The organism is Rhizobium pisi, assembly GCF_003938655.1.
Taxonomy (GTDB): Bacteria; Pseudomonadota; Alphaproteobacteria; order Rhizobiales; family Rhizobiaceae; genus Rhizobium; species Rhizobium pisi.
Genome location: NZ_RJJT01000001.1, coordinates 152141 through 176593 on the forward strand (window position 1 = coordinate 152141; position 24453 = coordinate 176593).

Sequence of the window (24453 nt, forward strand, 5' to 3'; positions counted from 1 at the left end):
TATCTCTCAGATGTTTTGAGCGAACAGCGAAGTGCAAACCATGACACCGCAAAATCCGAACCTTGCCAGGGAGCTTTCCTTGCTGCTGGCGCTGGCGACCCTCTGGGGTTCCTCCTACACCTTCATCAAGATCGGCGTCGAGACGGTTCCGCCGGTGACCTTGATCGCCGCGCGCACGCTGATTGCCGGCGGCATTCTGCTTGCCGTCCTCCGACATCGGCATGTCCGTCTGCCGCGCGATCGGGAGACATGGCGCCGGTTCTTCCTCCAGGCCTGTCTGAACAGCGTCATTCCCTTCACGCTGATCGCTTGGGCCGAACAGTCCGTCGACGCCGGACTGGCGGCGATCCTCAATTCGGCAACGCCGATCTTCACCTTCCTGCTGACCGTGCTGATAACTCGCCATGAACGGGCGACGGCGCGAAAGCTCTTCGGCGTGATGGCCGGACTTGCCGGCATCTGCCTGATCATCGGCGTCGAGGCGCTGGGTGGTCTCGGCGGAAGCCTGATGGCGCAGCTCGCCATCATCGCGGCGACCGTCTGCTATGCAGGTGCCGCGATTTTCGGCAAGAACTTCAAGGGGCTCGATCCCGCCGTGCCGGCCGCCGGTTCGCTGATCTCAGGCGCCCTCATTCTTCTGCCCGTGAGCCTTGTCGTCGATCGGCCGTGGGAACTCGCCCCGTCGGCGGCATCGATGCTGGCGCTGCTCGCTCTCTCCGCCTTTTCGACGGCCCTTGCCTTTACGATCTATTTCCGTCTCGTCCAGACGCTGGGTTCTGTCGGAACCACCTCGCAAGCCTATCTCAGAGTGCCGATCGGTGTTGCGATTGGCATCGTCTTTCTCGGTGAAAGACTGAGTTCGACGGCCTGGATCGGACTTGTCTGCGTCATTTCAGGCGTCGCCGCCATGACGATACCCCGCAGGGGCGAATACGGCGCGGTGCAAAGCGCCGGACATCGATGAGGGCACGATTCGCGGAGATTCTGTGGCCCTATTGACTTTTCGGTAACCTCTGGCTAGAAGCCCGCCGCAATCGATGCCGCGAACGGCGTCTGGAGTTATCCCCATCATCCCAAGGGCGCCAAGGACCCTCAGGCTTAAGCGATCTTGCTTGAGATTGCGCGAAGTGCTTGGATGAACCTGAGGCTTGGCGTAAACTGATACCCGCAAACGACCATAAGAAGGGAAACTCCATGAGTGTGCGTGTATCCGGGAAACATATGGAAATTGGTGAATCGTTCCGTCAAAAGATCGAGGACCAAATTGGTATGGCCATCACGAAATACTTCGACGGGGGGTATTCCGGCCAGGTCACCGTGGAAAAGGCGAGTTCCCGTTTTTCCGCAGATTGCAAGCTTCATCTCGACAGTGGCGTCGTGTTGCATGCTGCCGGCGAAGCGACTGATCCTCAGCTTGCTTTCGACGCCGCTTCGGAGCGCATCGAAAAGCGTCTGCGCCGCTACAAGCGGAAGCTGAAGGACCATCACGCCGGAAACCATCTGAACGGTTTTGCAGAAGTCTCCTACACGGTCATGGATTCCGTTCCTGATCACGAAGATGAAATTCCCGACGATTTCGCCCCAGCGATCGTCGCTGAAAGCACGAAGCAGCTGAAGACCATGTCGGTCGCCACCGCCGTGATGGCGCTCGACATGACCGACGAGCCGCTTCTCCTGTTCCGCAGCCCCGGCAAGGAACATTTGAACATTGTTTACCGTCGGCACGACGGAAATATTGGCTGGATCGATTCAGCCAATATCAAAGGCTGAGATCAGGACGATGAGCGGCGGTGATTGCCGCCGCTCCTTCATCTGATCCCGGTGACAGAAGGAAAAAGAAATGGCATTGGCAGATTTGCTCCATCAGGATGCGATCATTCCCGCCCTCAGAGTAAATTCCAAGAAACAGTTGCTTCAGGAATTGGCAGCAAGAGCCTCCAGAATCACGGGGCTTTCCGAGCGGGAGATCTTTGACGTCATCCTGCAGCGCGAGCGCCTGGGCTCAACGGGCGTCGGCAACGGCATCGCCATTCCCCACGGTAAGCTGGTGAACATCCATTCGATCGTCGGCATTTTCGCCCGGCTGGATCAGCCGGTCGATTTCGAGGCGCTCGACGACCAGCCGGTCGATCTGGTGTTCCTGCTGCTTGCGCCCGAGGGTGCCGGCGCCGATCATCTCAAGGCCTTGTCGCGTATCGCCCGCGTTCTGCGCGATCATGATCTGGTCGCAAAATTGCGCGCGACCGATTCCGCCTCGGCGATCTACGCTTTCCTCAACGAAGAGCAGACGTCGAACGCCGCCTGATGCGGATCGCGCAAATCTGTGCAGCGGTTTGCGATAAGACCTGCCTCATCACCCCGAATGCGAAAGGCGCCCGATCTCTCAGGCGCCTTTTTTACTGTAAGCGGTTGAGCGCTCAGAACTCTTCCCAGCTGTCCTGCGCCACGGCGGTCGAGCCACGGGATGCGGCAGCCGCGCGACGGGGAGCCGGCGGGGCAGCTCGATACGAAGGCGCTGCGGCAACAGGCGTACGCATCTGCTGCGCGACCGAGGCGAGAGCTGTGGCGTTGCTGGAACCCGAGACCCTGAAGCGGGTGGCGAGTGCCTTCAGTGTCTGCGCCTCGTCGTTGAGGGCCACGCTTGCGGCCGTCGCTTCCTCCACCATCGCCGCGTTCTGCTGCGTCACCTGGTCCATCTGGTTCATGGCCTGGTTGATTTCCTTCAGGCCGACGGCCTGTTCGCTGGCCGATGCGGAAATCTGCCGGATGAGGCCGTTGATGCCCATTACCTGTTCGGCGATCTTGTGCAGAGTGCCGCCGGCGCGCCCGACGAGATCGACGCCTTCCTTGACCTGGACGGCCGAGGTGTTGATCAGCGTCTTGATCTCCTTGGCGGCATTGGCCGAACGCTGCGCGAGTTCCCGCACCTCCTGGGCGACGACCGCAAAGCCCTTGCCGGCTTCGCCTGCGCGGGCGGCCTCGACGCCGGCATTCAGCGCCAGCAGGTTCGTCTGGAAGGCGATCTCGTCGATGACGCCGATGATCCGCGAAACCTCGGTCGAGGACTGTTCGATCCCCTGCATCGAGGCGATCGCCTTCTGCACCACTTCGCCTGATCTCTCGGCATCCTGGCAGGCGAGATTGACGTTGTCGGCGGCCGTGCGGGCATTCTCGGCGCTGGAATCGACCTGCGCGGTGAGCTCGTTGAGTGCAGCCGCCGTCTCTTCCAGGCTTGCCGCCTGCTGTTCAGTGCGCTTGGCGAGGTCGGAAGCGCTGTTGCTGATTTCGCCGGTGCCGGAGCCGATATTGGCGACGCTGAAGGTCATCGTGTTGATGGTCTCTTCGAGGCTGGCAAGGGCGGCGTTGAAATCCTGCTTCAGCTTGCCGTATTCGCCGGGGAAGTCGTCGGCGATGCGGTAACCCAGATTGCCCTGCGACAGCTCAGAAAGCCCGGCGCCGACGATCGAGACGATACGGCGCTGCAGCGATACCGATTCCTGGCGCTCCGATTCCGAACGGCCGCGCTCGGCCTCGGCGGCCTGCCGCTGGTCGGCGGCCTCGCTTTCGAGGCGCCTGGAGTCGGCGAGTTTGAAGCGGAAGCCTTCAAGCGCCTTGGCGACCGAACCGATTTCGTCGGTGCGATCCTGGGCTGCGACCGGTTCGGAATATTCTCCGGCGCTGAGCGCCTTGACGCTGGCGACGAGGCCGCCGAGCGGCCGCTGTACGAACGAACGGACGGCGAAATAGAGCGCGAGCATCACGGCGCCGAGCACGATGAGGCCGTTGACGATCATCATATAGGTCTGGTCTCGCACTGGCGCATTGATCGCCGTATGCGGCACGTCGACGAGCACGACCCAGGTGGCGTTGACGCCCGGAACCGCGAATGGATAGACGACGCGGTCGAAGGGATCGCTGCCGTCATTGGTGAGGTCGCGGATAAGGCCGGGCTGCTTGCCCGACAAAGCCGATTTGACGACGTCAGCGCCCTCGCCGCCATATTCCTTGCTCATAAGGTCGGCGACAGGTGCGACGACCCAGGTGCCGTTCTGCGCCAGCAGCGTCACGCGGCCGGAGCCGAAAGGGTGTAGCGCTTGCAGCTTGTCGGTCAGCGATTTCAGCGAGATGTCCACGCCGCCGACGCCGATCATCTTGCCGCCCGACATGACCGGATAGGCGATCGAGGTCAGCAACGTCGGCACGTCAGTCCCTTGGGCCAGATAAGGCGTCGTGATTGCGCCCTTGCCGCTGTCGGCGGCAAGCTTCCACCATTCGGACGTATAATCGTTGTCGAAGGTCGAATACTGGATGCCGCCATCCTTGGTCTTCGACCAGTAGGGCGTGAAGGCGCCGTTCTTGTTGGTACCTTCGTTATTATTGTTGGCGATCTCCGTGGTCTTGCCGTCGAGCGCGCCGAGCTGTTCGCAGAACCAACTGCCGAAGGCGAAGGCATTCTGTTCGAGGTTGGCCTTCAGCACGTTGATCGTGCCCTTGCGATCGAGCGATTTGCCTTCGTGGCCACGGCCGATGACGCCGGACATAGTGCGTGCGGCGCTGGCGAGTTCGCCGACATTGGCAGCGATTTCATTGGCGATCGATTTTGCCTCGAGATTGGCCTGGTCCATCGTCAGCGTCTGGACGCGATCCCGGGTCTGGCCGATGAGGAAAAAGTTCGAAACGATGAGAACAAGCGCGATGGCGATGCCTGTGATGACGATGAGCTTCGCCGCAAGCGATTTCATACGAAAAATGAACATAGGGTCCTCGGGCAGGGATGCGCCGAATGGGCATTCTCCGGCGCAGGAGCAAAGGCCTCGCTCCGTCATGGAGTAGCCGCGTGGATGGCCGGATCTCAAAAGCAGGAGTAGCCGGCGACCACGGGCAACATCGCCAGAGATCTCTTAAATTTGAATGAAACTTTAGTAGCTTGCCCAGGGAAAATCACAGGAATTCCCTTAAAATTAAGGGCCCCATTTTGCGGCTTCGCAAAAGAGACGGAGCTATATCCTGTCTGCGACGTCCTTGCTCGAGGGGATCGAAGGCTGCGCTCCGGCCTTGAGGCAGGCGAGCGAACCTGCAACGGCCGCGCGGCGCAGCGCCGAGGCGAAATCGAGCCCGTCATCGAGGCTCGCGGCGAAATAGCCGCAGAAGGTGTCTCCCGCGCCGACCGTATCGACAGGTTCGATCACCAAGCCCTGAGCTCTTGAAATCGCCCCGTCGCGAATGGCGATGACCCCGTCGCCGCCAAGCGTCACGATCAGCGTCTGGCCGGTCTCCTGATGCAGGCGGATCAGCGCTACCTCGCGCGCGGCTGCGTCCATACCGTTCTGTCCTGCAAGCCGCTCGAATTCGGTCTCATTGGCAATGACGATATCGGCCAGCCGGCCAAGACGCGGCGCATCGGGGATCAGCGGAGCGAGGTTGAGAATGCTGGTGACCCCTTTGGCGCGGGCGGCCGACAGTGCGCGCTCGACGGCCGTAACGGGCACTTCAAGCTGCAGCATCAGGATATCGCCTCCCTTCATGCCGCCGACCGCCGTTTCGGCATCGGCGGGTGTTACGAGGCCGTTGGCGCCGGGAACGACGGCAATCATGTTTTCCCCGTCGCCGCCGACAAGGATCAGCGCCGTGCCCGTGGGACCATCGACATGGCTGACGAGAGAAAGGTCGGTTCCCGCATCATCGAGCAGGGCAAGGGCATCTGCGGCGAAGGCATCCTTGCCGACGGCGCCGGCCATATGCACAGTGCAGCCGGCGCGGCGCGCCGCCAGCGCCTGGTTGGCGCCCTTACCGCCGGCGGCCGTGGCAAAGCCATTGCCGGCCACGGTTTCGCCGGGCTTCGGCAGGCGCTCGGTCGTGGCGATGAGATCCATGTTGATGGACCCGAAAACTGTAATCATGAGATGCCTCGTCATCTGGAGCTTGCGGGCGACAGCATGCTCCAACTCTTCGATAGAATTGCAGGCGCGACACTGCCCGAAGCGGTCACTCCTCGTCAACCACCCGCAGCTTGAGGAGGCCGGTGCGGCTTTCCATTGATTTGGCTGCAGGCTCGCTGTCGCGGGCCGGCTTGCCATCGCTCGCCTCGAATTCCAGCCCTTCGATCTTGGCACCGCGCTTGGTAAGCTTGTCGGCTGACGTGACCACCATGTCGATATCCTTCTGCGCCATGGCGAAATGGCCCTGCAGCTTGCGCACCCGCTCGTCGAGACGGCCGAGATCATCCATCAGCAGGGCCACCTCACCCTGGATCAGATGTGCCTGCGCCCGCATGCGCTGATCCTTGAGAACGGCCTGGATGACCTGGATCGACAGCATCAGCAGCGACGGCGAGACGATGACGATGCGTGAACGATGCGCCTTCTGCACCACCGGCTCGAAGTTTTCGTGGACCTCGGCGAAGATCGATTCCGACGGCACGAAGAGAAAAGCCGTATCCTGGGTTTCGCCCTGGATCAGATATTTCTCGGAAATATCCCGGATATGGACTTCCATGTCGCGGCGGAACTGCTGGCTTGCGATCTTGCCGGCCTCGGGGCTGCCCGCATCACGAATCGCGTTCCAGGCTTCGAGCGGGAATTTCGCGTCGATCACCAGCGACGGCGCGTCGTTCGGCATGCGGATCGTGCAGTCCGGCCGCGAGCCGTTGGAAAGCGTCGGCTGGAAGGAATAGGCGCCCCTCGGCAGGCCGTCGGCGATGATGGTTTCCATGCGCGACTGGCCGAAGGCGCCGCGCGTTTGCTTGTTGGAGAGAATGGCCTGCAGCCCGACGACATCCTTGGCGAGCGTCTGGATATTGTTCTGCGCGGCATCGATGACCGCCAGCCGCTCCTGCAACCGCTGCAGGTTCTCGTGCGTCGATTTTGTCTGCTCGGTGATCGTCGAACTGACGCGCTGCGTCATGCCGTCGAGGCGTTGGTTGATCGTCTGGTTGAGTTCGCTCTGCCGCGCACCGAAAACCTCGGTCATCGCCGCGATGCGGCCCTGCATTTCCGCCTGGATCTTCAAAAGCTCGGCCATGCGCGCCTCGCTTTCCCCAGCGCGAAAGCTTGCCTCTTCCGCCTGCTCGCGGCGAAGGCTGGCACCGCGCAGGAGAAGGACGATCACCAGCAGGACGAGGGCAGCGAGAACCCCGCCGGCAAGCGCCAGCATGGCCGGGCTGATCGACGCAAGGGAAAGAGTGAGCGAATCGGAATGACTAGTCATTCCAAACCATAACAGAAGAAATGGCGATATCTAGATCAAAACGTGAACAGAATTGGCGCTCCCCAATATCTTCGCAAGCAGCAGTGATTCCTCGTTCATCGGAAGAAATCGCCGCCTAGTTTAACGATTGCTCAACTATATTCGCCAAAACCTGTGGCGCAGAAATTCCCTCCCGCGCGCTTGCGCCAAGTATAGAGATCCCCATGACGTCCCAGCAGACCGACAATGCCCTCAGGCAGCGCCTCGATTTCATCGAACTGGATGAGGCGGCGCGCAAGTCGATGCGGGATCTGCGCCCTGTCATATCGGAGCTGATTGGCGACGCCCTCGACAAATTCTACGCCAAGATCGCCAGGACCTCCGCCGTTGCCGGCTTTTTTGCCGACAAGTCTCATATGGGCCATGCCAAGAAGCGCCAGCAGGATCATTGGGCCAATCTCGCCGGCGGCACCTTCGACGAGAGCTATGTCGCAGGTGTGACCGCCGTCGGCCGCACGCATGCCCGCATCGGGCTGGAGCCGCGCTGGTATATCGGGGGCTACGCCATCGTCATGTCGGAACTCGTCAAAGGCATCATGGAGAAGCAGTGGCCTTCGGTCTTCGCGCGCAAGCAGGGCAAGCTGCTGGCCGAGAAGTTGTCGGCGGTCATCAAGGCCGGCATGCTCGACATGGATTATTCCATCTCGGTCTACCTGGAAACGCTCGAAGCCAAGCGCCGTGCATTGGAGGAGGAGCGCACACAGGCCGAATCCGACCAGGCGATGGCGCTGGAGCAATTGCGCCGTGGTCTGGAAGCGCTCTCGAACGGTGATCTCGAAGCCACGCTGCCGACCGACCTGCCGGGCAATTTCAAGCAGATGGCCGAGGACTATAATCGCGCCGTCAGCGCCCTTCGACAGTCCTTCGCGTCCGTGCGCGAGACCTCGGGCCATATTATGAGCGGCGCCGACGTCATTTCTAACGCGACCAACGATCTGGCGCTGCGCACCGCCCAGCAGGCGGCGGGCGTCGAGGAGAGTTCGGCGGCCCTGCAGCAGCTTTCCGTCAGCGTCGGCCAGACAGCCGCCAATGCCGAGAAGGCTTCGGGCGCCGTGCGCGAGACGCAGCAGAAGGCAAAGAACTCAGGCGAACTCGTCACCAGCGCCGTCTCGGCGATGGCCGGCATCGAAAAATCCTCGACCGAGATCTCCAAGATCATCGGGGTCATCGACGAGATTGCCTTCCAGACCAATCTTCTGGCTCTGAATGCCGGCGTCGAGGCGGCGCGCGCCGGCGATGCCGGCAAGGGTTTTGCGGTCGTCGCCCAAGAAGTCCGCCAACTCGCCCAGCGCACGGCCGACGCCGCCAAGGAGATCAAGAACCTGATCTCGCAGAGCTCAACCCAGGTCAACCAGGGTGTCGGCATCGTCTCCAGCACCGGCGAGGCGCTGAACGACATGATCAGCCGCATCGACATCATCAACCGGTTCGTCGCCGATATTGCCGCCGCCGCCCGCGATCAGGCGACCGGCGTCAACGAGGTCAGCGTGGCGATCCGCAGCATGGGCGAAATCACCCAGCAGAATTCAGGCATGGTCGAGCACACCTCGGCCGAAACCCGCCGTCTCAAGGACGAGGTGGAGAACCTGATCGAGCTTCTGCGGCGCTTCCGCGCCCGGGCGGATGGCCGTTCCGCGGTCGCTGTCCGCCGGGCCGCCTAAGCGAATATGGCGAAATTCCAGGTGGGGATGCAAAAAAGCGCAATCCCCGCCTGCCGGATAATTCCATAGTCGGAAAAGATGGGTTATGGGAACGCCATGACCATCAAGCCACTCATCATTCTTCCCGATCCCGTTCTCCGCCAGCTATCCAAGCCGATCGAGCGGGTGGATGCCGACCTGCAACGCCTTGCCGACGACATGCTGGAAACCATGTACGACGCGCCGGGCATCGGCCTTGCCGCAATCCAGATCGGCGTGCCGCGCCGCATGCTCGTCATCGACGTGTCGCGCGAGGGCGAGGAAAAACAGCCGCAGGTTTTCATCAACCCGGAGATCGTCAAATCCTCCGACGAGCGCTCCGTCTACGAGGAAGGCTGCCTGTCGATTCCGGATTATTATGCCGAGGTCGAGCGCCCGGCAGTCGTCTCGGTCAAATATCTCGACCGGAACGGCAAGGAACAGACGGTAGAGGCTGACGGCCTGCTCGCCACCTGCCTGCAGCACGAGATCGACCACCTGAACGGCGTGCTGTTCATCGATCACATCTCGCGGCTGAAGCGGGAAATGGTGATCAAGAAATTCAGCAAAGCGGCAAAGTCGAAGGCGCTCTGAGTGGTCGTTGAAAAATCACCGGCGAGGCACTATGATATCACCGATATCATGATGGAGGTGCCGAATGGGTGACCTGCTTATTCGAGACGTTCCGGATGCGATGAAGCGGCAGCTTCAGGAAAGCGCACAGCGCAACGGTCGCAGCCTTTCGGAAGAGGCGATCGAAATCATCCGTCAGCAGATTGCGGTGAAGCGCGCAGGCGTTTCCGCCGGACAGCGCCTGCGCTTTCTCATGGGCGAAGAGAGACTGAGCGATGAAGAAGTGGAAGCAATCGCCGCATCTCGCCATGAACTCGACCGCGAACCGCCGCGTTTCGAGACATGATCGTTCTCGATACGAATGTGATTTCCGAATTGCAGGGGAAAACCCACAGCGAGCGGATATTGAACTGGCTGGACGCTTACGACGTTGAGACGCTTTTCCTGACGACGATCGTCGTCGCAGAAATGCGTTACGGTCTTGAACTCCTTGACGATGGCAGGCGAAAGACGGCGTTGATCTCCGACTTCAATCGGATCGAGTCGGAATTTTCAGGCCGTATACTCGGCTTCTCCCTGAGCGCGGCGAACCGCTATGGCCTGGTGGCCGCGGAGCGTAGAAAGGCGGGGCGGCCGATGGAAACGAAGGATGCCATGATTGCCGCCATCTGCCTTGCAAACGGCGCGACGCTCGCCACTCGCAACACCAGAGATTTCGAGGGGCTTGATCTCAAGCTCGTAAACCCGTTTGAAGACGGCTGATCTTCATTTAGTGAGATAGAATGTCTCTTCGCATCATCTTCATGGGAACGCCGGAGTTCTCGGTTCCGACCTTGCGCCTGCTCGTCGACGCCGGGCACAGCATCGTCGCCGTCTATACCCAGCCGCCGCGGCCAGGCGGCCGGCGCGGACTCGATTTGCAGAAATCGCCGGTGCATCAGGCAGCTGAATTGCTTGGTCTTCCAGTCTTCACGCCGGTCAATTTCAAGGACCCCGAGGAGCGCGACAGATTTCGCGCCTTCAATGCCGATGTCGGCGTCGTCGTTGCCTACGGGCTGTTGCTGCCGGAGGCGATTTTGAACGGTACTCGGGATGGCTGCTATAACGGCCATGCCTCGCTGCTGCCGCGCTGGCGGGGTGCTGCTCCCATCCAGCGGGCGATCATGGCGGGTGACACGAAGACCGGCATGATGGTGATGAAAATGGACAAGGGTCTCGATACCGGCGCCGTGGCACTCACCCGCGAAGTCGAGATAGGCCCCAATATGACTGCTGGCGAATTGCACGACCGGCTGATGCTCACCGGCGCCAAGGCGATGGCGGAAGCCATGGTGAAGCTGGAGATGAATGATCTGCCGCTGACGCCGCAGCCGGAAGAGGGCGTGCTTTATGCCGCCAAGATCGACAAGGCCGAGACCCGCATCGATTTTTCCAGGAACGCCAGGGAAGTGCACTATCATATCCGTGGCCTCGCGCCATTTCCCGGTGCCTGGTTCGAGCTTGAGATCGGTGGCAAGCCGGAGCGGGTGAAGGTGCTGGCTTCCGAGCTGGCAGAAGGGCAGGGTGCTGCCGGGCAATTGCTGACGTATGATCTCGTGGTTGCCTGCGGCTCGGGCGCGGTGCGGTTGACCAGGCTGCAGAAGGCGGGCGGCAAGGCGCTGGCTGCGGCCGATTTTCTCAGGGGCACGCCGCTTGCAGCGGGCATGAGGCTTTCCTGATGCCGCGGTTTCGCATGACCGTCGAATATGACGGCGGCCCCTATGTCGGCTGGCAGCGGCAGGAGAACGGTCCCTCGGTACAAGGCGCGATCGAAGCGGCGGTGCTGTCGCTGACCGGCGAGACGGTGTCTGTCCGCGGCGCCGGACGCACCGATTCCGGCGTCCACGCCATAGGACAGGTGATCCATGCCGATCTTTCGAAGGATTGGTCGCCCTACAAGCTGCAGAACGCCTTGAACGCACATCTGAGGCTCGCCGGCGAGCTCGTCTCCATTCTTGACGTCGAGGCGGTTCCCGAATTCTTCGACGCTCGCTTCTCCGCAATGAGACGCCATTACCTCTACCGCATCGTCAGCCGCCGGGCGCCGCTGGCGCTCGAAGCCGGCAAGGCCTGGTGGGTGCCGAAGGCGCTCGACCACGCAGTCATGCATGCCGCCGCGCAGAAACTCGTCGGCAGGCACGACTTCTCCACGTTCCGTTCCGCCCATTGCCAGGCGCACAGCCCCGTGCGTACGCTCGACCGGCTGGATGTGACGCGCAACGGCGAGCTGATCGAGATCCGCGCCACGGCGCAGAGCTTCCTCCACAATCAGATCCGGTCCTTCGCCGGCACGCTGAAACTCGCCGGCGAGGGCAAATGGACGCCGGAGGATGTGCAGGCAGCGCTCGAGGCGCAGAATCGCAAGGCTTGCGGCCCGGTGGCGCCGCCGGAAGGCCTTTACTTCATGCAGGTGGATTATCCCGAGGTGATCACCGACCGCCGCAGACCGGTCAGCGATACCGATGCCGATGAGAATGACGATTTGCCGTAGCTTGATCAGATGGGAAAGATGCCGAGGAAGTGCTGTAGATATTCCGAAAGGATCATCGACGGCACAAGCAGCACCAGCGTCAGAGCGCCGACCATCAGCGCGTGGCCTTGGCAGATCATCCGGAGAATGCGCGCCAGCACGAAAACCCGCGCAAGCATGAAGGCGAGCCCCAGCAGGGAGACAAAGCCGACGGCACCGGGCAGGAAAAACACAAGCGCCAGCAGCAGCCCGTCAATATAGGAGAGCGGCACCCAGAGCCAGTTGACGCTGACGACGACAGGCGCGAAGCGCTCGCCCATGCGGAAGGCAAGCATCAGCAGCCCGGCAAAGACCAGCGGCACGAACCAGTTGGCGACTTCGACGAGGCCGAGCCGGAAGTAGAAAGCGAAGCCGACATCGGCGTTCGGCGGCATCAAGCGCAGGAAGGCCTGGCGCAGCCAGAGCCAGGAAATACCCATCGGCGGCAGGCACCAGGCTATTGCCCAGAACGAGCGGTTGACGCCGCGCTCCGATATGTCGAGGAAGCGGAAGCCGCGGGGGTCCAACCGGATCAGCAGCCAAAGGCCGGCCAGATAGTATTGAACTTCCCTAAGACCCGGCATTGGCGAACCAGCGCGCGATGAAGGTTTCGTAGATCGCCGTCAGCATTTCCAGATCGGACACCGCGACGCGCTCGTCGACCATGTGCATCGTCTGGCCGACGAGACCGAACTCGACCACGGGGCAATAATCCTTGATGAAGCGCGCATCCGACGTGCCGCCGGTGGTGGAAAGCGCCGGCGACCGGCCGGTCACGCTCTCAATGGCTGATGACAGCGAGGCAATCAGGCCGTTGTTGCGCGTGAGGAAGACATGGCTTGGCCGGTCGGCCCAGACGATGTCGTATTTCACTGGCTCCCGGCCCGGCCTGAGCGCGCCGTCCTTGGCGGCAGTATCGAGACGGCGCAGGATCTCCGCCCGCAGCGTCTCCACCGTCCAGCTGTCGTTGAAGCGGATGTTGAAACTTGCTGATGCCTTCGCCGGAATGACGTTCGTCGCGGGATTACCGACATCGATCGTGGTCACCTCGAGGTTCGACGGCTGGAAATCGTTGGTGCCGCCATCGAAGGGTGGATCCATCAGCGCATGCGTCAGCTGCAGCATGCCGCGCACCGGATTGTCGGCAAGGTGCGGATAGGCCGCATGGCCCTGTACGCCATGCACGGTGATTTTGCCGGACATCGAGCCGCGCCGGCCGAGCTTGATCATGTCGCCGAGGTGATCCGGATTGGTCGGCTCGCCGACGAGGCAGGCATCCCAGCGCTCGCCGCGTTCGGCCGCCCATTGCAGGAGCTTGATCGTGCCGTTGATCGCCGGGCCTTCTTCGTCGCCGGTGATCAGGAAGGAAATCGAGCCCTTGGGCGGTCCGTTCTTTTCGATGTGGCGGGCGACGGCGGCGACGAAGCAGGCGATGCCGCCCTTCATGTCGACTGCGCCCCGACCAAAAAGCTCGCCCTTCGAAATCTCGGCGGCAAAGGGCGGATGCGTCCAGGCGGCTTCGTCGCCGACGGGTACGACATCGGTATGGCCGGCAAACATCAGGTGCGGGCCGTCGCCGTCGAGGCGCGCATAGAGGTTCTCGATATCAGGCGTGCCGGCCTCGCTCGCCTTCACCCTGTCGATCTTGAAGCCGAGCGGCGAAAGCATTGCGTCGAGCGCTGAGAGCGCGCCGCCTTCGGCTGGTGTCACGGAGGGGCAGCGAATCAGCGCCTGCAGATTGACGACGGGGTCGGTAGCGGTCATGGCGGTCGAACTATCCGGCGGGAATGGCAAAGACATGGCAAGGCGGGAGCCGCCTCGCCTAAAAGGACGCCGTCTGTTTACCGGATCAACGTCCAGATGTCATCAATCTCTGAGCAGCTCGTTGATGCCGGTTTTGGAGCGGGTCTTTTCATCGACGCGCTTGACGATGACGGCGCAGTAGAGATGCGGCGCCTGCAGGCCATTTGCCATCGTCGCATTGCCAGACGGCATCGAGCCGGCGACGACGACCGAGTAGGGCGGCACTTCGCCGTACATCACCTCGCCGGTGGCGCGATCGACGATCTTGGTCGACTTGCCGATGAAGACGCCCATGCCGAGTACGGAGCCTTCGCGGATGATGCAGCCTTCGACCACCTCGGAACGGGCGCCGATGAAGCAATTGTCCTCGATGATCGTCGGGCCGGCCTGCATCGGTTCCAGCACGCCGCCGATGCCGACGCCGCCGGACAGGTGCACATGCTTGCCGATCTGCGCGCAGGAACCGACCGTTGCCCAGGTGTCGACCATCGTGCCTTCGCCGACATAGGCGCCAAGATTGACGAAGGACGGCATCAGGATCGCGTTGGGCGCGATATAGGCCGAGCGGCGCACGACGCAGTTGGGCACGGCGCGGAAGCCGGCGGCGCGGAAATGATTCTCGCCCCAGCCCTCGAATTTCGAAGGAACCTTGTCCCACCAGGTGGAATTGCCCGAGCCGCCTTTGACCACGTCCATGTCGTTCAGGCGGAAGGAAAGCAGCACGGCCTTCTTCAGCCACTGGTTCACCGTCCAGGCGCCGTCGGCGCCGCGTTCGGCCACGCGGGCCTTGCCGGCGTCGAGCAGATCGAGCGCTGCTTCGACCGCGTCGCGAACCTCGCCCTTTGTCGACGTGTTCACATTATCGCGATTGTCGAAGGCGGCTTCGATGGTCTTTTCGAGGGATGCGAGGTCGGTGGCGCTCATGAGAATTCCTTAAACTTCGATCTTTATCGTGGAGACGGCGGAGTCTCTAGAATTGCGATCGGCGGTGTGTCCTGCTCTACAGCATGCACCCGTAGAACGGAATGATTTTTCGGACAAGATCATATCTGGATTCAAGGCGTTGTAGCGACATATCCGGTTTCACGGCCGGCAATACTGAAAGGCATTTCGATATGGCGAAGGGACGAAACGGCGGTTCGCGGCGCAAGGATGGTGTCTGGGACCCGCTGAAGAGCAGTTCGATCGACCGGCAGCGCGCCGAAGCGGTGCCGAAAACGCCGCAGACGCTGTCGCCCGCGTATCGCCTTGCCTATGTCGACGAGGATTTCCTCTGCCGCGAGGAACTGCGGCCGATCCGGCTGCAGTTGGAATTGATGAAGACGGAAATGATGCTGACCGAACGCGGCATCAAGTCAACCGTCGTCATGTTCGGTGGCGCCCGCATTCCCGCCCCGGGCCAGAGCGCCTGGGCCGCCCGCAACGAAATCCAGCGCGCCAATCTGGAGGCAGCTTCCGTCTATTATGACGAGGCGCGCAAGTTTGCCCGGTTGTGCTCGAAATATTCGGCGACCTTTAACTTCCACGAATATGTCATCGTTACCGGCGGCGGCCCCGGCGTGATGGAGGCGGGCAATCGCGGCGCGGCCGATGAGGGCGCGCCTTCGATCGGCCTCAACATCGTCTTGCCGCATGAGCAGGCGCCGAACGTCTATGTCACGCCGGAGCTCAGCTTCAACTTCCACTATTTCGCTATCCGCAAGATGCATTTCATGGTGCGCGCCAAGGCGATCGCGGTCTTCCCCGGCGGCTTCGGCACGCTCGACGAATTTTTCGAATGCCTGACATTGATCCAGACCGGCCGCATGGAGCGTCTGCCCCTAATCCTCTTCGGGGAGGCATTCTGGAAGAGCATCATCAATTTCGACGCATTGGCCGAATTCGGCACGATCGCGCCTGACGACGTCAAGCTGATCAGCTTCGTCGAGACGGCCGAAGCCGCGTGGAAGATCGTGCAGGATTTCTACGAACGCCGCGAATGACGGTTCGCGTGCAGCATTTCTATTGCAAGAGACATAGGAGATCTCTTTCCCTGCGGCGGCAGGGAAAGAGCGGAGTCAATGGTATGTCCGGCCTTACAGGAACGGCCGGTCCGGCATATCGTCGATCGAGATGACGCCGTCCTTGTTGCGGTCCATCCGCGCAAACAGCTTGTCCATGGCGGCTTCGGCTTCCTGCTTGGAAATCTGGCCGTTCTCGTCGGTGTCGATCCGCTGCATCATGATCGAGGCATGCATCATGTTGCCGCCGTGGTGCATCCAGCGATGCCCGTCACGACCCTCGTGACCGCCGCGCGGCGGCCCTCCCTGGTCGTCATTATCCGGCGTCGCGACTGCGGCGTTTGCATCCTTGTCGTCGCCGGCCTCCTGCTTGCGCTGATCTCTCATCGCCTGCAGTTGCGTTTTCCGGTACTCGCGGATTTCGCCCGGGGTCAGTGAGCCGTCCTTGTTGGTGTCGATCGCGGCGAAAAGCTTGTCGACGCCGGCTGTCGCCTCGTCCTTGGAGACCTTTCCATCCTTGTTGGTGTCGAACTGCTTGAGCATCCAGACATAGGTGATTTCGCGGAAGGCGGCAGGCCCCGCGCCGTGCATGCCGGGGTGCTGACGCGGCCCGTCACCGGGTGCGGCAAAACCTGCCCCGGCGGCTGCGCCGAAGATGAGGGTGGAGGAAAGCGCTGCCAGTATCAGCTTGTTGCGGTACATCGTGTTTGCCTTTCGTAAGGTGTCCCCTCACGAAAGAAGCTATGGCAGCAGGCCCGAAAGACCCAGTTAAACATCGGTAAGCTGAATGAAAACTTCGTAATGCTTCAGCCGGTAATCTTGCCGAGGAAGGCAGCGAGGTCGTCGGTGACGAAATCGATATGATCCTCCTCGCCGCTGGTCTTTTCCCACCATTCGACGACCGTCTCTTCCAGATTCCGCGGCACCAGCAGCACGGTCTGCATGCCGAGCGCCTTCGGCACCGTCAGGTTGCGCGGCAGATCCTCGAACATGGCGGCCTTGCCGGTTTCGACGCGCTTCAGCGCGGTGAATTTGTCGTAGGTCGCCTGCGCGGGTTTCGGCACGTAGTCGGCGGCGACAATGTCGAAGATATCGTCGAAATGCTCGAGAATGCCGAGCGCGCCGGCCGTCATTTCGGCATGTTTGACGCTGCCGTTGGTGAAGATGAACTTACGCCCCGGCAGCGCCTTGATCGCCTCGCCGAGTTCCGGCTGCGGCGTCAGCGCCGAATAGTCGATCGCATGGGCCTTTTCGAGGAAATCGTTCGGGTCGATGCCATGATGGATCATCAAGCCCTGCAGGGTCGTGCCATGGTCGAGATAATATTGCTTCTGCAGCTTGCGCGCCTCTTCCCGCTCCATCTGTAAGAGTGCGGCGACATAGGCGGTCATGTTCTTGTCGATCTGCGCGAAGAGATTGACATGATGCGGATAGAGCGTGTTGTCGAGGTCGAAGACCCAGTCTGTAACGTGCGCGAAATCGGCTTTATCAGGCGTGCGGTCGAACTTTGTCATGGCGGTCTTATGGCACGGCTTCTCCGCCAAGGAAATCGAGAAGAAAAAATAGACGCCCGATTTTCGGCGGACGGCCAGGGCCGAGGATGCTAGAAAGCCGACATGCTTTTCGAACGCCCTGATGACGATACGCTCTATGACGCCCTGATCGCGCGCAGCGCCGATTATGAGGGCCAGGCCTATGTCTGCGTCAAAACGACGGGTATCTTCTGCCGTCTGACCTGCCCGGCGCGCAAGCCGAAGCGGGAAAATACCATCTTCTTCGACACGATCGCCGCCTGCATGCATTCCGGCTTTCGCCCGTGCCAGCGTTGCAGGCCGCTTGAGCAGCCGGGAAGGGAGCCGATCGTCGACGAGCTGCTGGCGCGGCTCGACAGCGAGCCGGAGGTTCGCTGGACCGAGGATGAGCTTGTGCGCAGAGGCCATGATCCATCGACCGTGCGCCGCGCCTTCAAACGGGCGCTCGGCATGACCTTCCATGATCTCGTCCGCTATATCAGGCTGGGCGAGGCAGCTCGGCAGCTCGCCGATGGCGCGCGCGTCATCGATGCGCAGCTTGACGCGGGGTATGAATCCCCGAGTGGCTTCCGGACGGCTTTCCAGCGGCTCGTCGGCAAAGCGCCGGCGCTCTCGCAGAACCGCGAACTGCTCTTTGCCGGCGGGTTCGACACGCCGCTCGGGCCGATGATCGCGGTCGCCGACAAGACGCATTTGCATCTTCTCGAATTTCACGACCGTAAGGCGCTGCCGACCGAGCTCGAGGCTCTGCAGAAACGCGTCCGCTCCTCGGTCGCGATCGGCCGCACGCCGGGGATAGACCAGATCGAGGCGGAAATCCGGGATTATTTCGATGGACGGCTGACAACCTTCAAGACGCCACTGGCGCTTGGAGGCACGCCCTTCGAAAAACATGTCTGGGCAAAGCTTATCGAAATCCCCATCGGCCAGACGCGCGCCTACGGCGATCTTGCCAGGGAGATGGAGCGCCCCGAAGTCGTGCGCGCCGTCGGCCGCGCCAATGGCGCCAACCAGCTTGCCATCATCGTACCCTGTCATCGCATCCTCGGCGCGGACGGATCGCTGACGGGATATGGCGGCGGGCTGTGGCGCAAGCAATGGCTGCTACGGCATGAAGAGAAGATCAGCCTACGGGCAAAGATGGAGGAGACAGTATGAACCAGAACGAAAAGGCTAAGGCATTCGGCGCATTGCACCGGAAGGGCGATCCTGTTGTTCTCTACAATATCTGGGACGCAGGCACGGCGAAGGCCGTCGCCGATGCGGGCGCCAAGGCGCTGGCGACGGGCAGCTGGTCGGTTGCCGCCGCCCACGGCTATCCTGACGGCGAGAAACTGCCGATGTCGGTGCTGGTAGAGACGGCGAGATCCATCACCGCTGTGATCGACCTGCCGCTTTCGGTCGACTTCGAGGGCGCCTATTCGACCGAACCCGCTGGAGCGGCTGCCAACGTCGCCAAGCTGGTTGATGTCGGCGCGATCGGCATCAATTTCGAGGATCGGGTGGTGGAGGGCGATGGGCTCTATCCGGTCGAGAAGCAGACGGCCCGCATCCGCGCCATTCGTGAGATGGCGGAGGGCAAAAATATCCCGTTCTTCATCAATGCCCGCACCGACCTCTTCCTCGCTGAGAGCGATCTTTCGAAACATGCCGGTCTGGTGGACGAGGCGATCGAGCGAGGCAGGGCCTATGCGGCGGCCGGCGGCAGCGGCTTCTTCGTGCCGGGCCTGATCGAGCCTGCCCTGATCGAGAAGATCTGCGCGGCATCGCCGCTGCCGGTCAACATCATGATGAGGACTGGCGCCCCCGATCTGACGGCGCTGGCGAAGCTCGGCGTCGGCCGCATCAGCTATGGTCCGGGACCTTACCGGTCGATGATGGAAAAGCTGAAGCAGGACGCGGCGGCGATCTATAGCCGGCTTTGATGCCGATCCCCGCCTTGCAGGCGGCGAAAAAAGATGCGCCCTTCATATCGGTGAAGGGCGCAGCCTTCGATCAGGGAACGATCAGTGTGCCGATGCCATGCTCGGTGAAGATCTCGAGCAGGACGGAATGGGCGGTCTTGCCGTTCAGGATGACGACGCCCTGCACGCCGGCCTTGATCGCATCGATACAGGTCTCGACCTTCGGGATCATGCCGCCTGATATCGTGCCGTCGGCGATCAGCGCACGCGCTTCGGCAACGGAAAGCTCCTTGATGAGCTGGCCGTTCTTGTCGAGAACGCCGGGCACATCGGTCAGGAAAAGCAGGCGAGTGGCGTTGAGCGCACCGGCAATGGCGCCGGCGAAGGTATCGGCATTGATATTGTAGGTCGCGCCGTCACGACCGGGAGCGACCGGCGCAATGACGGGGATCATCTCGGAGCGGGCGAGCAGATCGAGCAGCGTGCGGTCGACCTCGACCACTTCGCCGACGAAGCCGAGATCGAGCACGCGCTCGATGTTCGAATCCGGATCCTTCACGGTCTTGCGCGCCTTTTCGGCGAAGACCATGTTGCCGTCCTTGCCGCAAAGGCCGATCGCCCACTCGCCGGTCTGGTTGATGAGGGCCACGATCTCCTTGTTGATCGAGCCGGCGAGCACCATCTCGACGATCTCGACCGTCTTCTGGTCGGTGACGCGAAGACCGCCCTCGAATTTCGATTCGATGCCCATCTTGTTCAGCATGGCGCCGATCTGCGGACCGCCGCCGTGAACGACGATCGGGTTGACACCCGATTGCTTCAGGAGCGCGATGTCGCTGGCAAAGGCCTTGCCGAGCTCGGGATTGCCCATGGCGTGGCCGCCATATTTCACGACAATCGTCTTGTTCTCGTAGCGTTGCATGAAAGGCAGCGCCTTGGCCAGAAGCCGTGCCTGCATTTCGCTTTCGGACTCGTTCATGGGGACCCCGCAGAATTGATCGCGGCCTTTTATCCCAAGTTTCTGACAGAGGGAATAATCCAGCAGGTAATAGTTTTTCGTATGTGACGCGGAGCCGGCGGATTTCTCTGTCCGGCGCAAACGCAGGCACAATATGAGGAACGGCATGCAAGGCGATGGGATCGCAGACCTGATCGGCCGCGTCGCGCTCGGCGACCGCAGGGCGTTCGTTGCCCTTTACAACCAGACAGGACCGAAACTTTTGTCGATCTGCCTGCGTATCTTGAAGGATCGCGCGGAAGCCGAGGAAGCCCTGCAGGAGGTCTATATCAGCATCTGGCAGCGCGCCGGGAGCTTCTCTGTAGCATCGGGTGCGCCGTCGGTCTGGCTCGCGGCGATCGCACGCAACCGTGCGATCGATATGCTGCGGGCGCGCAAGCCCATCGCCGACGAACTGGACAGTGCCTATGATCTTGCCGATTCCGCACCCGACCCGGAAAAGCAGACGGTCACAAAGGATGAAGGAAGGCGGATTGACACCTGCATGGAAGAGTTGGAAGCTGATCGTGCGGTCGCGGTGAAACGGGCTTATGTCGAAGGGCTGAGCTATCAGGAACTGGCCGATCAGTTTGGTGTCCCGCTGAACACGATGCGGACCTGGCTCAGGCGCAGCCTCTTGAAACTGAGAGAGTGCATGGAACGATGACATCGCCCGACAAAAGCAAGGGAAACCGCTCCCGCGACGAGGTTCTCGCCGGCGAATACGTGCTTGGGGTTCTGTCGCAGCAGGATCGCCGGGTGGTGGAAGAGCGCATGCGCCACGATCGGACATTCGCTGCGATCGTCAGCCGCTGGGAAGCCAACCTTTCCTCCTTCAACGACGAGTATGAAGGCGTCGCGCCGAATCGGGAAACCTTCAAGCAGATCGAGGCGCGGCTTTTCGGCGATGGCGAAAGGAGCCCGTCCTTTTCGCAAGGGCTCTGGAATTCCGCCGTCTTCTGGCGCTCGCTGGCCTTTGCCTGCATCGTCGTCGCCGTCAGCGCCGTCATCTTCGCCTCCGGCATGGTGCCGCAGCCGCATGGACCGACACCGTTGGTGGCCGAGCTTTCGGGCGAAAACAACGTCATCAATCTGCGCGCCTCATACGAGGTGCAGAGCGGCCGGTTGAAGATCGTGCCGGTTGCCGCCGGCAAGCCGGAGGAGAAGTCGCTGGAGCTCTGGCTAGTGCCTGGCAGCGGCGTGCCGAAATCGCTCGGCATCTTCAAGCCGGGCGAAGACGGTGAACTTCTCATTCCCGCCGATTTGCGCAGTCATGTCGGCGACGGCGCCACGCTTGCCGTCAGCCTCGAACCTTTCGGCGGCTCGCCGACCGGGCAGGCGACAGGCCCTATCATCGCAAGCGGCCCCCTGCGCCGGCCATAAATCGGCACCGGCCATAAATCGTTTTCTCCTTCCTGAAACTCTTCGGCACGGCCCTCCGTAGTTCGAAATGTCCGGACGACGCTTGAGGCATAAAGCCGGCGGTCGATACCCGGCCAGAGGAGAAAATCATGATCAAGTCTGCACTGCGCGTTGCCGCGCTCGCCACCGCCATGTCAGTCGTCGCCTTCGTCGCTCACGCGAAGAACCCCACGGTCGGTGGCGCAGCGATGTTCGAAAAGAAGAACATCGTCGAAAACGCCATGAATTCCAAGGATCACACGACGCTGGTCGCAGCCGTCAAGGCCGCCGGCCTCGTCGGCACGCTCGAGGGCAAAGGCCCCTTCACCGTCTTCGCGCCGACCAACGAAGCCTTTGCCGCTCTGCCGGAAGGCACCGTCGAAGCGCTGCTGAAGCCCGAAAACAAGGCAAAGCTGACCAAGGTCCTGACCTGCCACGTCGTTGCGGCCGACGCGATGGCCAAGACCGTTGCCAAGATGATCAAGGATGACGGCGGTGAACACGACATCAAGACTGTCGGCGGCTGCGTGCTGAAAGCCAGGGAAAGCATGGGCAAGATCACGCTGACCGATGAAAACGGCGATGTCGCCCATGTGACGATCGCCGACGTCAAGCAATCCAACGGCGTCATCCACGTCGTCGACACGGTGCTGCTGCCGAAGATGTAAGCCGGCGTGCGATCACATGGGGCGCTCTTCGGGGCGCCCCCTAATGCGAGCGAGAATGATGTGTGCTGTCGTGCAATCTAAAGCTTCCAGAAGAGGGCGCGATAACCGCCGCTGAGGCTATTGGGCCGCTTCGGCTCTCGGGAAGACGAGTGAGACACTCATGCCGGTATCCGGCGACGAGGTCACTTCCACTTCGGCGCGGGCGTTTTGTTTCAGGGACTGTACGATCATCGCGCTCAGCTTTCCCGGGTGCGGCCAATTCACATCTTGGGGAAGACCGATCCCGTTATCGGCGACGGTGATCCTGCACCCGGTATCGCTGACGACACAGCGGAGCGTGACCTCCCCGCCATCACGCCCGACGAAGGCGTGTTTGAGCGTATTGGTGAGGAGTTCGTTGATGACAAGGCCGGCCGGCATGGCCACGTTGACCGAGACTGGCCAGGTATCGACCTTCATGTCCAGCCGGATACCTTCCACTGCGTGGGCCGCCATCACCGAGGCGGCGATCTGGCTTACATAGGTGCCAAGATCGATTGTCCCGCCCTTTTCTTCGTCTGATAGCGAGCGATAGAGGAGAGCCAAGGCTTCAATCCGCCCAGCAAGGCGGGCAAATCTTTCGCTTTCCTCACTCTGTTGAGCATTGCGCGCCTCCATCCGGATGAGCGCCGTGATCATCTGAAGATTGTTCTTCACGCGGTGCTGAAGTTCGCGCAGAAGGACATCTTTCTCCGTCAGCAACTCGTTGAAGCGCTGATCAGCTGCCGCCTCATTGCGAGCCGCAAAGGCCACCAATCGGAAAAGCGGAGTGTCGTCGTCGTCGATGATGGTATTCGACCAGACATCGATAATCGCCGTGCTCTCAGCTTCGGCTGCCAGCGAGAAGGCACCAACATACTCCTCCGCAGAGGTCACAGCGGCGGTGAGTGTCGCTTCTCCTGAGACTGCGGTTGAATTTAATTCGATTTCCGACCAGCGTTTTCCCTGGACCTGCGTTGCCGCCAGCGCCGTCAGCCGCTCGAATTCGAGGTTGACGTAAATCAGTGCCTCGTTGCCGCCGAGTTCGGAGACAGCCACCGCGAATGGAACATGATCGAGAAAATGTCGAAACCGGTCGTCATCGAGGGCTTCGGCAAGATGAGGCATATTGCCGACGCCTTCGGGCGAAAGGGGCTGGTCCTTGCTGTCGGTCATCAAATATTACTCGCGGGCGCGGCTGCTCTTGCGCAGCATGAGAGTGAAGGGTTGCTTTAAAAGCTGCGGGGAGGCAAGCGCAATCAACGCCGGTCATTCATGCAGACAGTTCTGTTGTGCGACGATTATTCCGGGCCGTGATCTAGGCTCGGTCATATGTAAAGGACGTTAGCAGCATGGTGACGAAATTACTGGCTTTTTCTTTGACCAGGACTTCAGTCCATTCATCTGTCCCGCGCAGCCGCAAATCCGTGTAAATGCTGTCCACGGCCGCCTCTTCGATACGCTTGATATGCGTCTTGAACGATTCCTCGCCGCCGCCGTGATACATGTCCCGGATAACCATGCGTAAGATCTCCTGAATAGCGATCTGCCAAGCCGTGTTGATCGCCTGAAGTTCCTTCGTATCCTTTGTCATCGATGCTTCCTTGGGTGCAATTGAACCGTGACATCACCTGATTTCGCGATGTTCCGGAGATGGCGATGCGGTGAAGTCCATGTGCCGGACGCGATCTCCCGGCGACGGCGAATCAACCACGCTGGCTTGCCTTGTGGTTGGAAAACAAAAAGGCCAGGCAAATCGCCTGGCCTTGAATTGATAACGTGCTTCCGGCAGTGCCAGTACATCCGTGGTCAAAGGAAAGCAGATATCGATTTAAGCGTTCTGGAGATTGCAAGCGGACATCTTGCCCGACTTGCTGTCACGCTCGAGTTCGAAGCCGATCTTCTGGCCTTCGACGAGATCGCGCATTCCGGCGCGCTCGACGGCGGAGATGTGAACGAAGGCGTCAGCGTCGCCATTGTCAGGTTGAATGAAGCCGAAGCCTTTGGTGGAGTTGAACCATTTAACTGTGCCAGTGGTCATGATGAACCCTTTCATAGCAATATTGAAGAACCGCAGCGCCACGG

General features: G+C 61.2%; 27 protein-coding genes. 15 read left to right on the forward strand and 12 right to left on the reverse strand.

All coding sequences use genetic code 11. From position 1 onward, the window contains the following. Positions 1-40 precede the first annotated feature (40 nt). The 3 genes from EFD55_RS00810 to ptsN all read left to right on the forward strand — a co-directional run bounded on the left by EFD55_RS00810 (position 41) and on the right by ptsN (position 2305). Positions 41-964: a DMT family transporter gene (locus EFD55_RS00810; RefSeq protein WP_125842047.1), complete on the forward strand. Its 924-nt coding sequence runs from the start codon at positions 41-43 to the stop codon at positions 962-964. A 230-nt stretch (positions 965-1194) separates the two neighbouring features. After that, entirely contained in the window at positions 1195-1770 is a 576-nt protein-coding gene (gene hpf, locus EFD55_RS00815) for a ribosome hibernation-promoting factor, HPF/YfiA family (RefSeq protein WP_003570772.1), read from the forward strand. A 70-nt stretch (positions 1771-1840) separates the two neighbouring features. Further along, positions 1841-2305, forward strand: coding sequence for a PTS IIA-like nitrogen regulatory protein PtsN (gene ptsN, locus EFD55_RS00820; protein WP_125842049.1), 465 nt, complete (start codon positions 1841-1843; stop codon positions 2303-2305). A 112-nt stretch (positions 2306-2417) separates the two neighbouring features. Here ptsN and EFD55_RS00825 read toward each other — a convergent pair whose 3' ends face one another. The 3 genes from EFD55_RS00825 to EFD55_RS00835 all read right to left on the reverse strand — a co-directional run bounded on the left by EFD55_RS00825 (position 2418) and on the right by EFD55_RS00835 (position 7206). Further along, the gene (locus EFD55_RS00825) at positions 2418-4757 is read right to left on the reverse strand and encodes a methyl-accepting chemotaxis protein (protein WP_125842051.1); all 2340 of its coding nucleotides are present in this window, start codon (positions 4755-4757) and stop codon (positions 2418-2420) included. A 243-nt stretch (positions 4758-5000) separates the two neighbouring features. After that, positions 5001-5900 carry a ribokinase gene (locus EFD55_RS00830; RefSeq protein WP_125842053.1) on the reverse strand — a complete coding sequence of 300 codons (900 nt, stop codon included), beginning with the start codon at positions 5898-5900 and terminating at the stop codon, positions 5001-5003. 85 nt (positions 5901-5985) lie between these two features. Further along, positions 5986-7206, reverse strand: coding sequence for a DNA recombination protein RmuC (locus EFD55_RS00835; RefSeq protein ID WP_125842055.1), 1221 nt, complete (start codon positions 7204-7206; stop codon positions 5986-5988). Between the two features lie 203 nt (positions 7207-7409). Here EFD55_RS00835 and EFD55_RS00840 point away from each other — a divergent pair, with 203 nt between their 5' ends. The 6 genes from EFD55_RS00840 to truA all read left to right on the forward strand — a co-directional run bounded on the left by EFD55_RS00840 (position 7410) and on the right by truA (position 12027). Then, positions 7410-8906: a globin-coupled sensor protein gene (locus tag EFD55_RS00840; RefSeq protein ID WP_125842057.1), complete on the forward strand. Its 1497-nt coding sequence runs from the start codon at positions 7410-7412 to the stop codon at positions 8904-8906. A gap of 96 nt (positions 8907-9002) precedes the next feature. Next, positions 9003-9518 carry a peptide deformylase gene (gene def, locus EFD55_RS00845; protein ID WP_125842059.1) on the forward strand — a complete coding sequence of 172 codons (516 nt, stop codon included), beginning with the start codon at positions 9003-9005 and terminating at the stop codon, positions 9516-9518. Between the two features lie 64 nt (positions 9519-9582). Then, positions 9583-9843 carry a FitA-like ribbon-helix-helix domain-containing protein gene (locus EFD55_RS00850; protein ID WP_125842061.1) on the forward strand — a complete coding sequence of 87 codons (261 nt, stop codon included), beginning with the start codon at positions 9583-9585 and terminating at the stop codon, positions 9841-9843. Next, a complete protein-coding gene (locus tag EFD55_RS00855; protein WP_125842063.1) occupies positions 9840-10259 on the forward strand; it encodes a type II toxin-antitoxin system VapC family toxin in 420 nt (139 codons plus the stop codon). The genes EFD55_RS00850 and EFD55_RS00855 overlap by 4 nt, the downstream gene beginning before the upstream one ends. Positions 10260-10279: 20 nt before the next feature. Then, positions 10280-11215 (forward strand): methionyl-tRNA formyltransferase, encoded by a 936-nt coding sequence (gene fmt, locus EFD55_RS00860; protein WP_125842065.1) that lies wholly within the window; start codon positions 10280-10282, stop codon positions 11213-11215. Next, a complete protein-coding gene (truA, locus tag EFD55_RS00865; RefSeq protein WP_125842067.1) occupies positions 11215-12027 on the forward strand; it encodes a tRNA pseudouridine(38-40) synthase TruA in 813 nt (270 codons plus the stop codon). The genes fmt and truA overlap by 1 nt, the downstream gene beginning before the upstream one ends. Before the next feature lie 5 nt (positions 12028-12032). Here truA and EFD55_RS00870 read toward each other — a convergent pair whose 3' ends face one another. From EFD55_RS00870 to dapD, 3 genes are all read right to left on the reverse strand, one after another. Continuing rightward, positions 12033-12629 (reverse strand): hypothetical protein, encoded by a 597-nt coding sequence (locus EFD55_RS00870; protein ID WP_125842069.1) that lies wholly within the window; start codon positions 12627-12629, stop codon positions 12033-12035. Beyond that, complete coding sequence (gene dapE, locus EFD55_RS00875) at positions 12616-13809, reverse strand: succinyl-diaminopimelate desuccinylase (protein WP_125842070.1); 1194 nt, start codon at positions 13807-13809, stop codon at positions 12616-12618. The genes EFD55_RS00870 and dapE overlap by 14 nt, the downstream gene beginning before the upstream one ends. A 102-nt stretch (positions 13810-13911) precedes the next feature. After that, complete coding sequence (gene dapD, locus EFD55_RS00880; protein WP_125842072.1) at positions 13912-14772, reverse strand: 2,3,4,5-tetrahydropyridine-2,6-dicarboxylate N-succinyltransferase; 861 nt, start codon at positions 14770-14772, stop codon at positions 13912-13914. A gap of 191 nt (positions 14773-14963) precedes the next feature. Between dapD and EFD55_RS00885 the strand changes: the two genes are divergently transcribed. After that, positions 14964-15830 (forward strand): LOG family protein, encoded by an 867-nt coding sequence (locus tag EFD55_RS00885; RefSeq protein WP_125842073.1) that lies wholly within the window; start codon positions 14964-14966, stop codon positions 15828-15830. Between the two features lie 93 nt (positions 15831-15923). Here EFD55_RS00885 and EFD55_RS00890 read toward each other — a convergent pair whose 3' ends face one another. Together EFD55_RS00890 and EFD55_RS00895 are read right to left on the reverse strand one after the other, a co-directional pair. Then, entirely contained in the window at positions 15924-16550 is a 627-nt protein-coding gene (locus EFD55_RS00890) for an EF-hand domain-containing protein (protein ID WP_125842075.1), read from the reverse strand. A 104-nt stretch (positions 16551-16654) separates the two neighbouring features. Next, a complete protein-coding gene (locus tag EFD55_RS00895; protein ID WP_125842077.1) occupies positions 16655-17362 on the reverse strand; it encodes a pyrimidine 5'-nucleotidase in 708 nt (235 codons plus the stop codon). A 102-nt stretch (positions 17363-17464) separates the two neighbouring features. Between EFD55_RS00895 and EFD55_RS00900 the strand changes: the two genes are divergently transcribed. Then, positions 17465-18538 carry a bifunctional transcriptional activator/DNA repair enzyme AdaA gene (locus tag EFD55_RS00900; RefSeq protein ID WP_125842079.1) on the forward strand — a complete coding sequence of 358 codons (1074 nt, stop codon included), beginning with the start codon at positions 17465-17467 and terminating at the stop codon, positions 18536-18538. After that, entirely contained in the window at positions 18535-19305 is a 771-nt protein-coding gene (locus EFD55_RS00905; RefSeq protein ID WP_125842081.1) for an isocitrate lyase/PEP mutase family protein, read from the forward strand. Before EFD55_RS00900 ends, EFD55_RS00905 begins: the two co-directional genes overlap by 4 nt. A 70-nt stretch (positions 19306-19375) precedes the next feature. Here EFD55_RS00905 and argB read toward each other — a convergent pair whose 3' ends face one another. Further along, positions 19376-20263: an acetylglutamate kinase gene (argB, locus tag EFD55_RS00910; RefSeq protein ID WP_125842083.1), complete on the reverse strand. Its 888-nt coding sequence runs from the start codon at positions 20261-20263 to the stop codon at positions 19376-19378. A gap of 145 nt (positions 20264-20408) precedes the next feature. Between argB and EFD55_RS00915 the strand changes: the two genes are divergently transcribed. The 3 genes from EFD55_RS00915 to EFD55_RS00925 all read left to right on the forward strand — a co-directional run bounded on the left by EFD55_RS00915 (position 20409) and on the right by EFD55_RS00925 (position 22350). Continuing rightward, complete coding sequence (locus EFD55_RS00915; protein WP_125842085.1) at positions 20409-20948, forward strand: sigma-70 family RNA polymerase sigma factor; 540 nt, start codon at positions 20409-20411, stop codon at positions 20946-20948. After that, entirely contained in the window at positions 20945-21664 is a 720-nt protein-coding gene (locus EFD55_RS00920; RefSeq protein WP_125842087.1) for an anti-sigma factor, read from the forward strand. The genes EFD55_RS00915 and EFD55_RS00920 overlap by 4 nt, the downstream gene beginning before the upstream one ends. Before the next feature lie 128 nt (positions 21665-21792). Then, positions 21793-22350 (forward strand): fasciclin domain-containing protein, encoded by a 558-nt coding sequence (locus tag EFD55_RS00925; protein WP_125842089.1) that lies wholly within the window; start codon positions 21793-21795, stop codon positions 22348-22350. 117 nt (positions 22351-22467) lie between these two features. Here the strand turns inward: EFD55_RS00925 and EFD55_RS00930 are convergent, their stop codons facing one another. The 3 genes from EFD55_RS00930 to EFD55_RS00940 all read right to left on the reverse strand — a co-directional run bounded on the left by EFD55_RS00930 (position 22468) and on the right by EFD55_RS00940 (position 24409). Continuing rightward, complete coding sequence (locus EFD55_RS00930; RefSeq protein WP_125842091.1) at positions 22468-23544, reverse strand: sensor histidine kinase; 1077 nt, start codon at positions 23542-23544, stop codon at positions 22468-22470. A 142-nt stretch (positions 23545-23686) separates the two neighbouring features. Next, entirely contained in the window at positions 23687-23962 is a 276-nt protein-coding gene (locus tag EFD55_RS00935) for a hypothetical protein (RefSeq protein ID WP_125842093.1), read from the reverse strand. Positions 23963-24199: 237 nt separating this feature from the next. Next, positions 24200-24409, reverse strand: coding sequence for a cold-shock protein (locus EFD55_RS00940; RefSeq protein WP_164737522.1), 210 nt, complete (start codon positions 24407-24409; stop codon positions 24200-24202). Between the last annotated feature and the right edge of the window lie 44 nt (positions 24410-24453).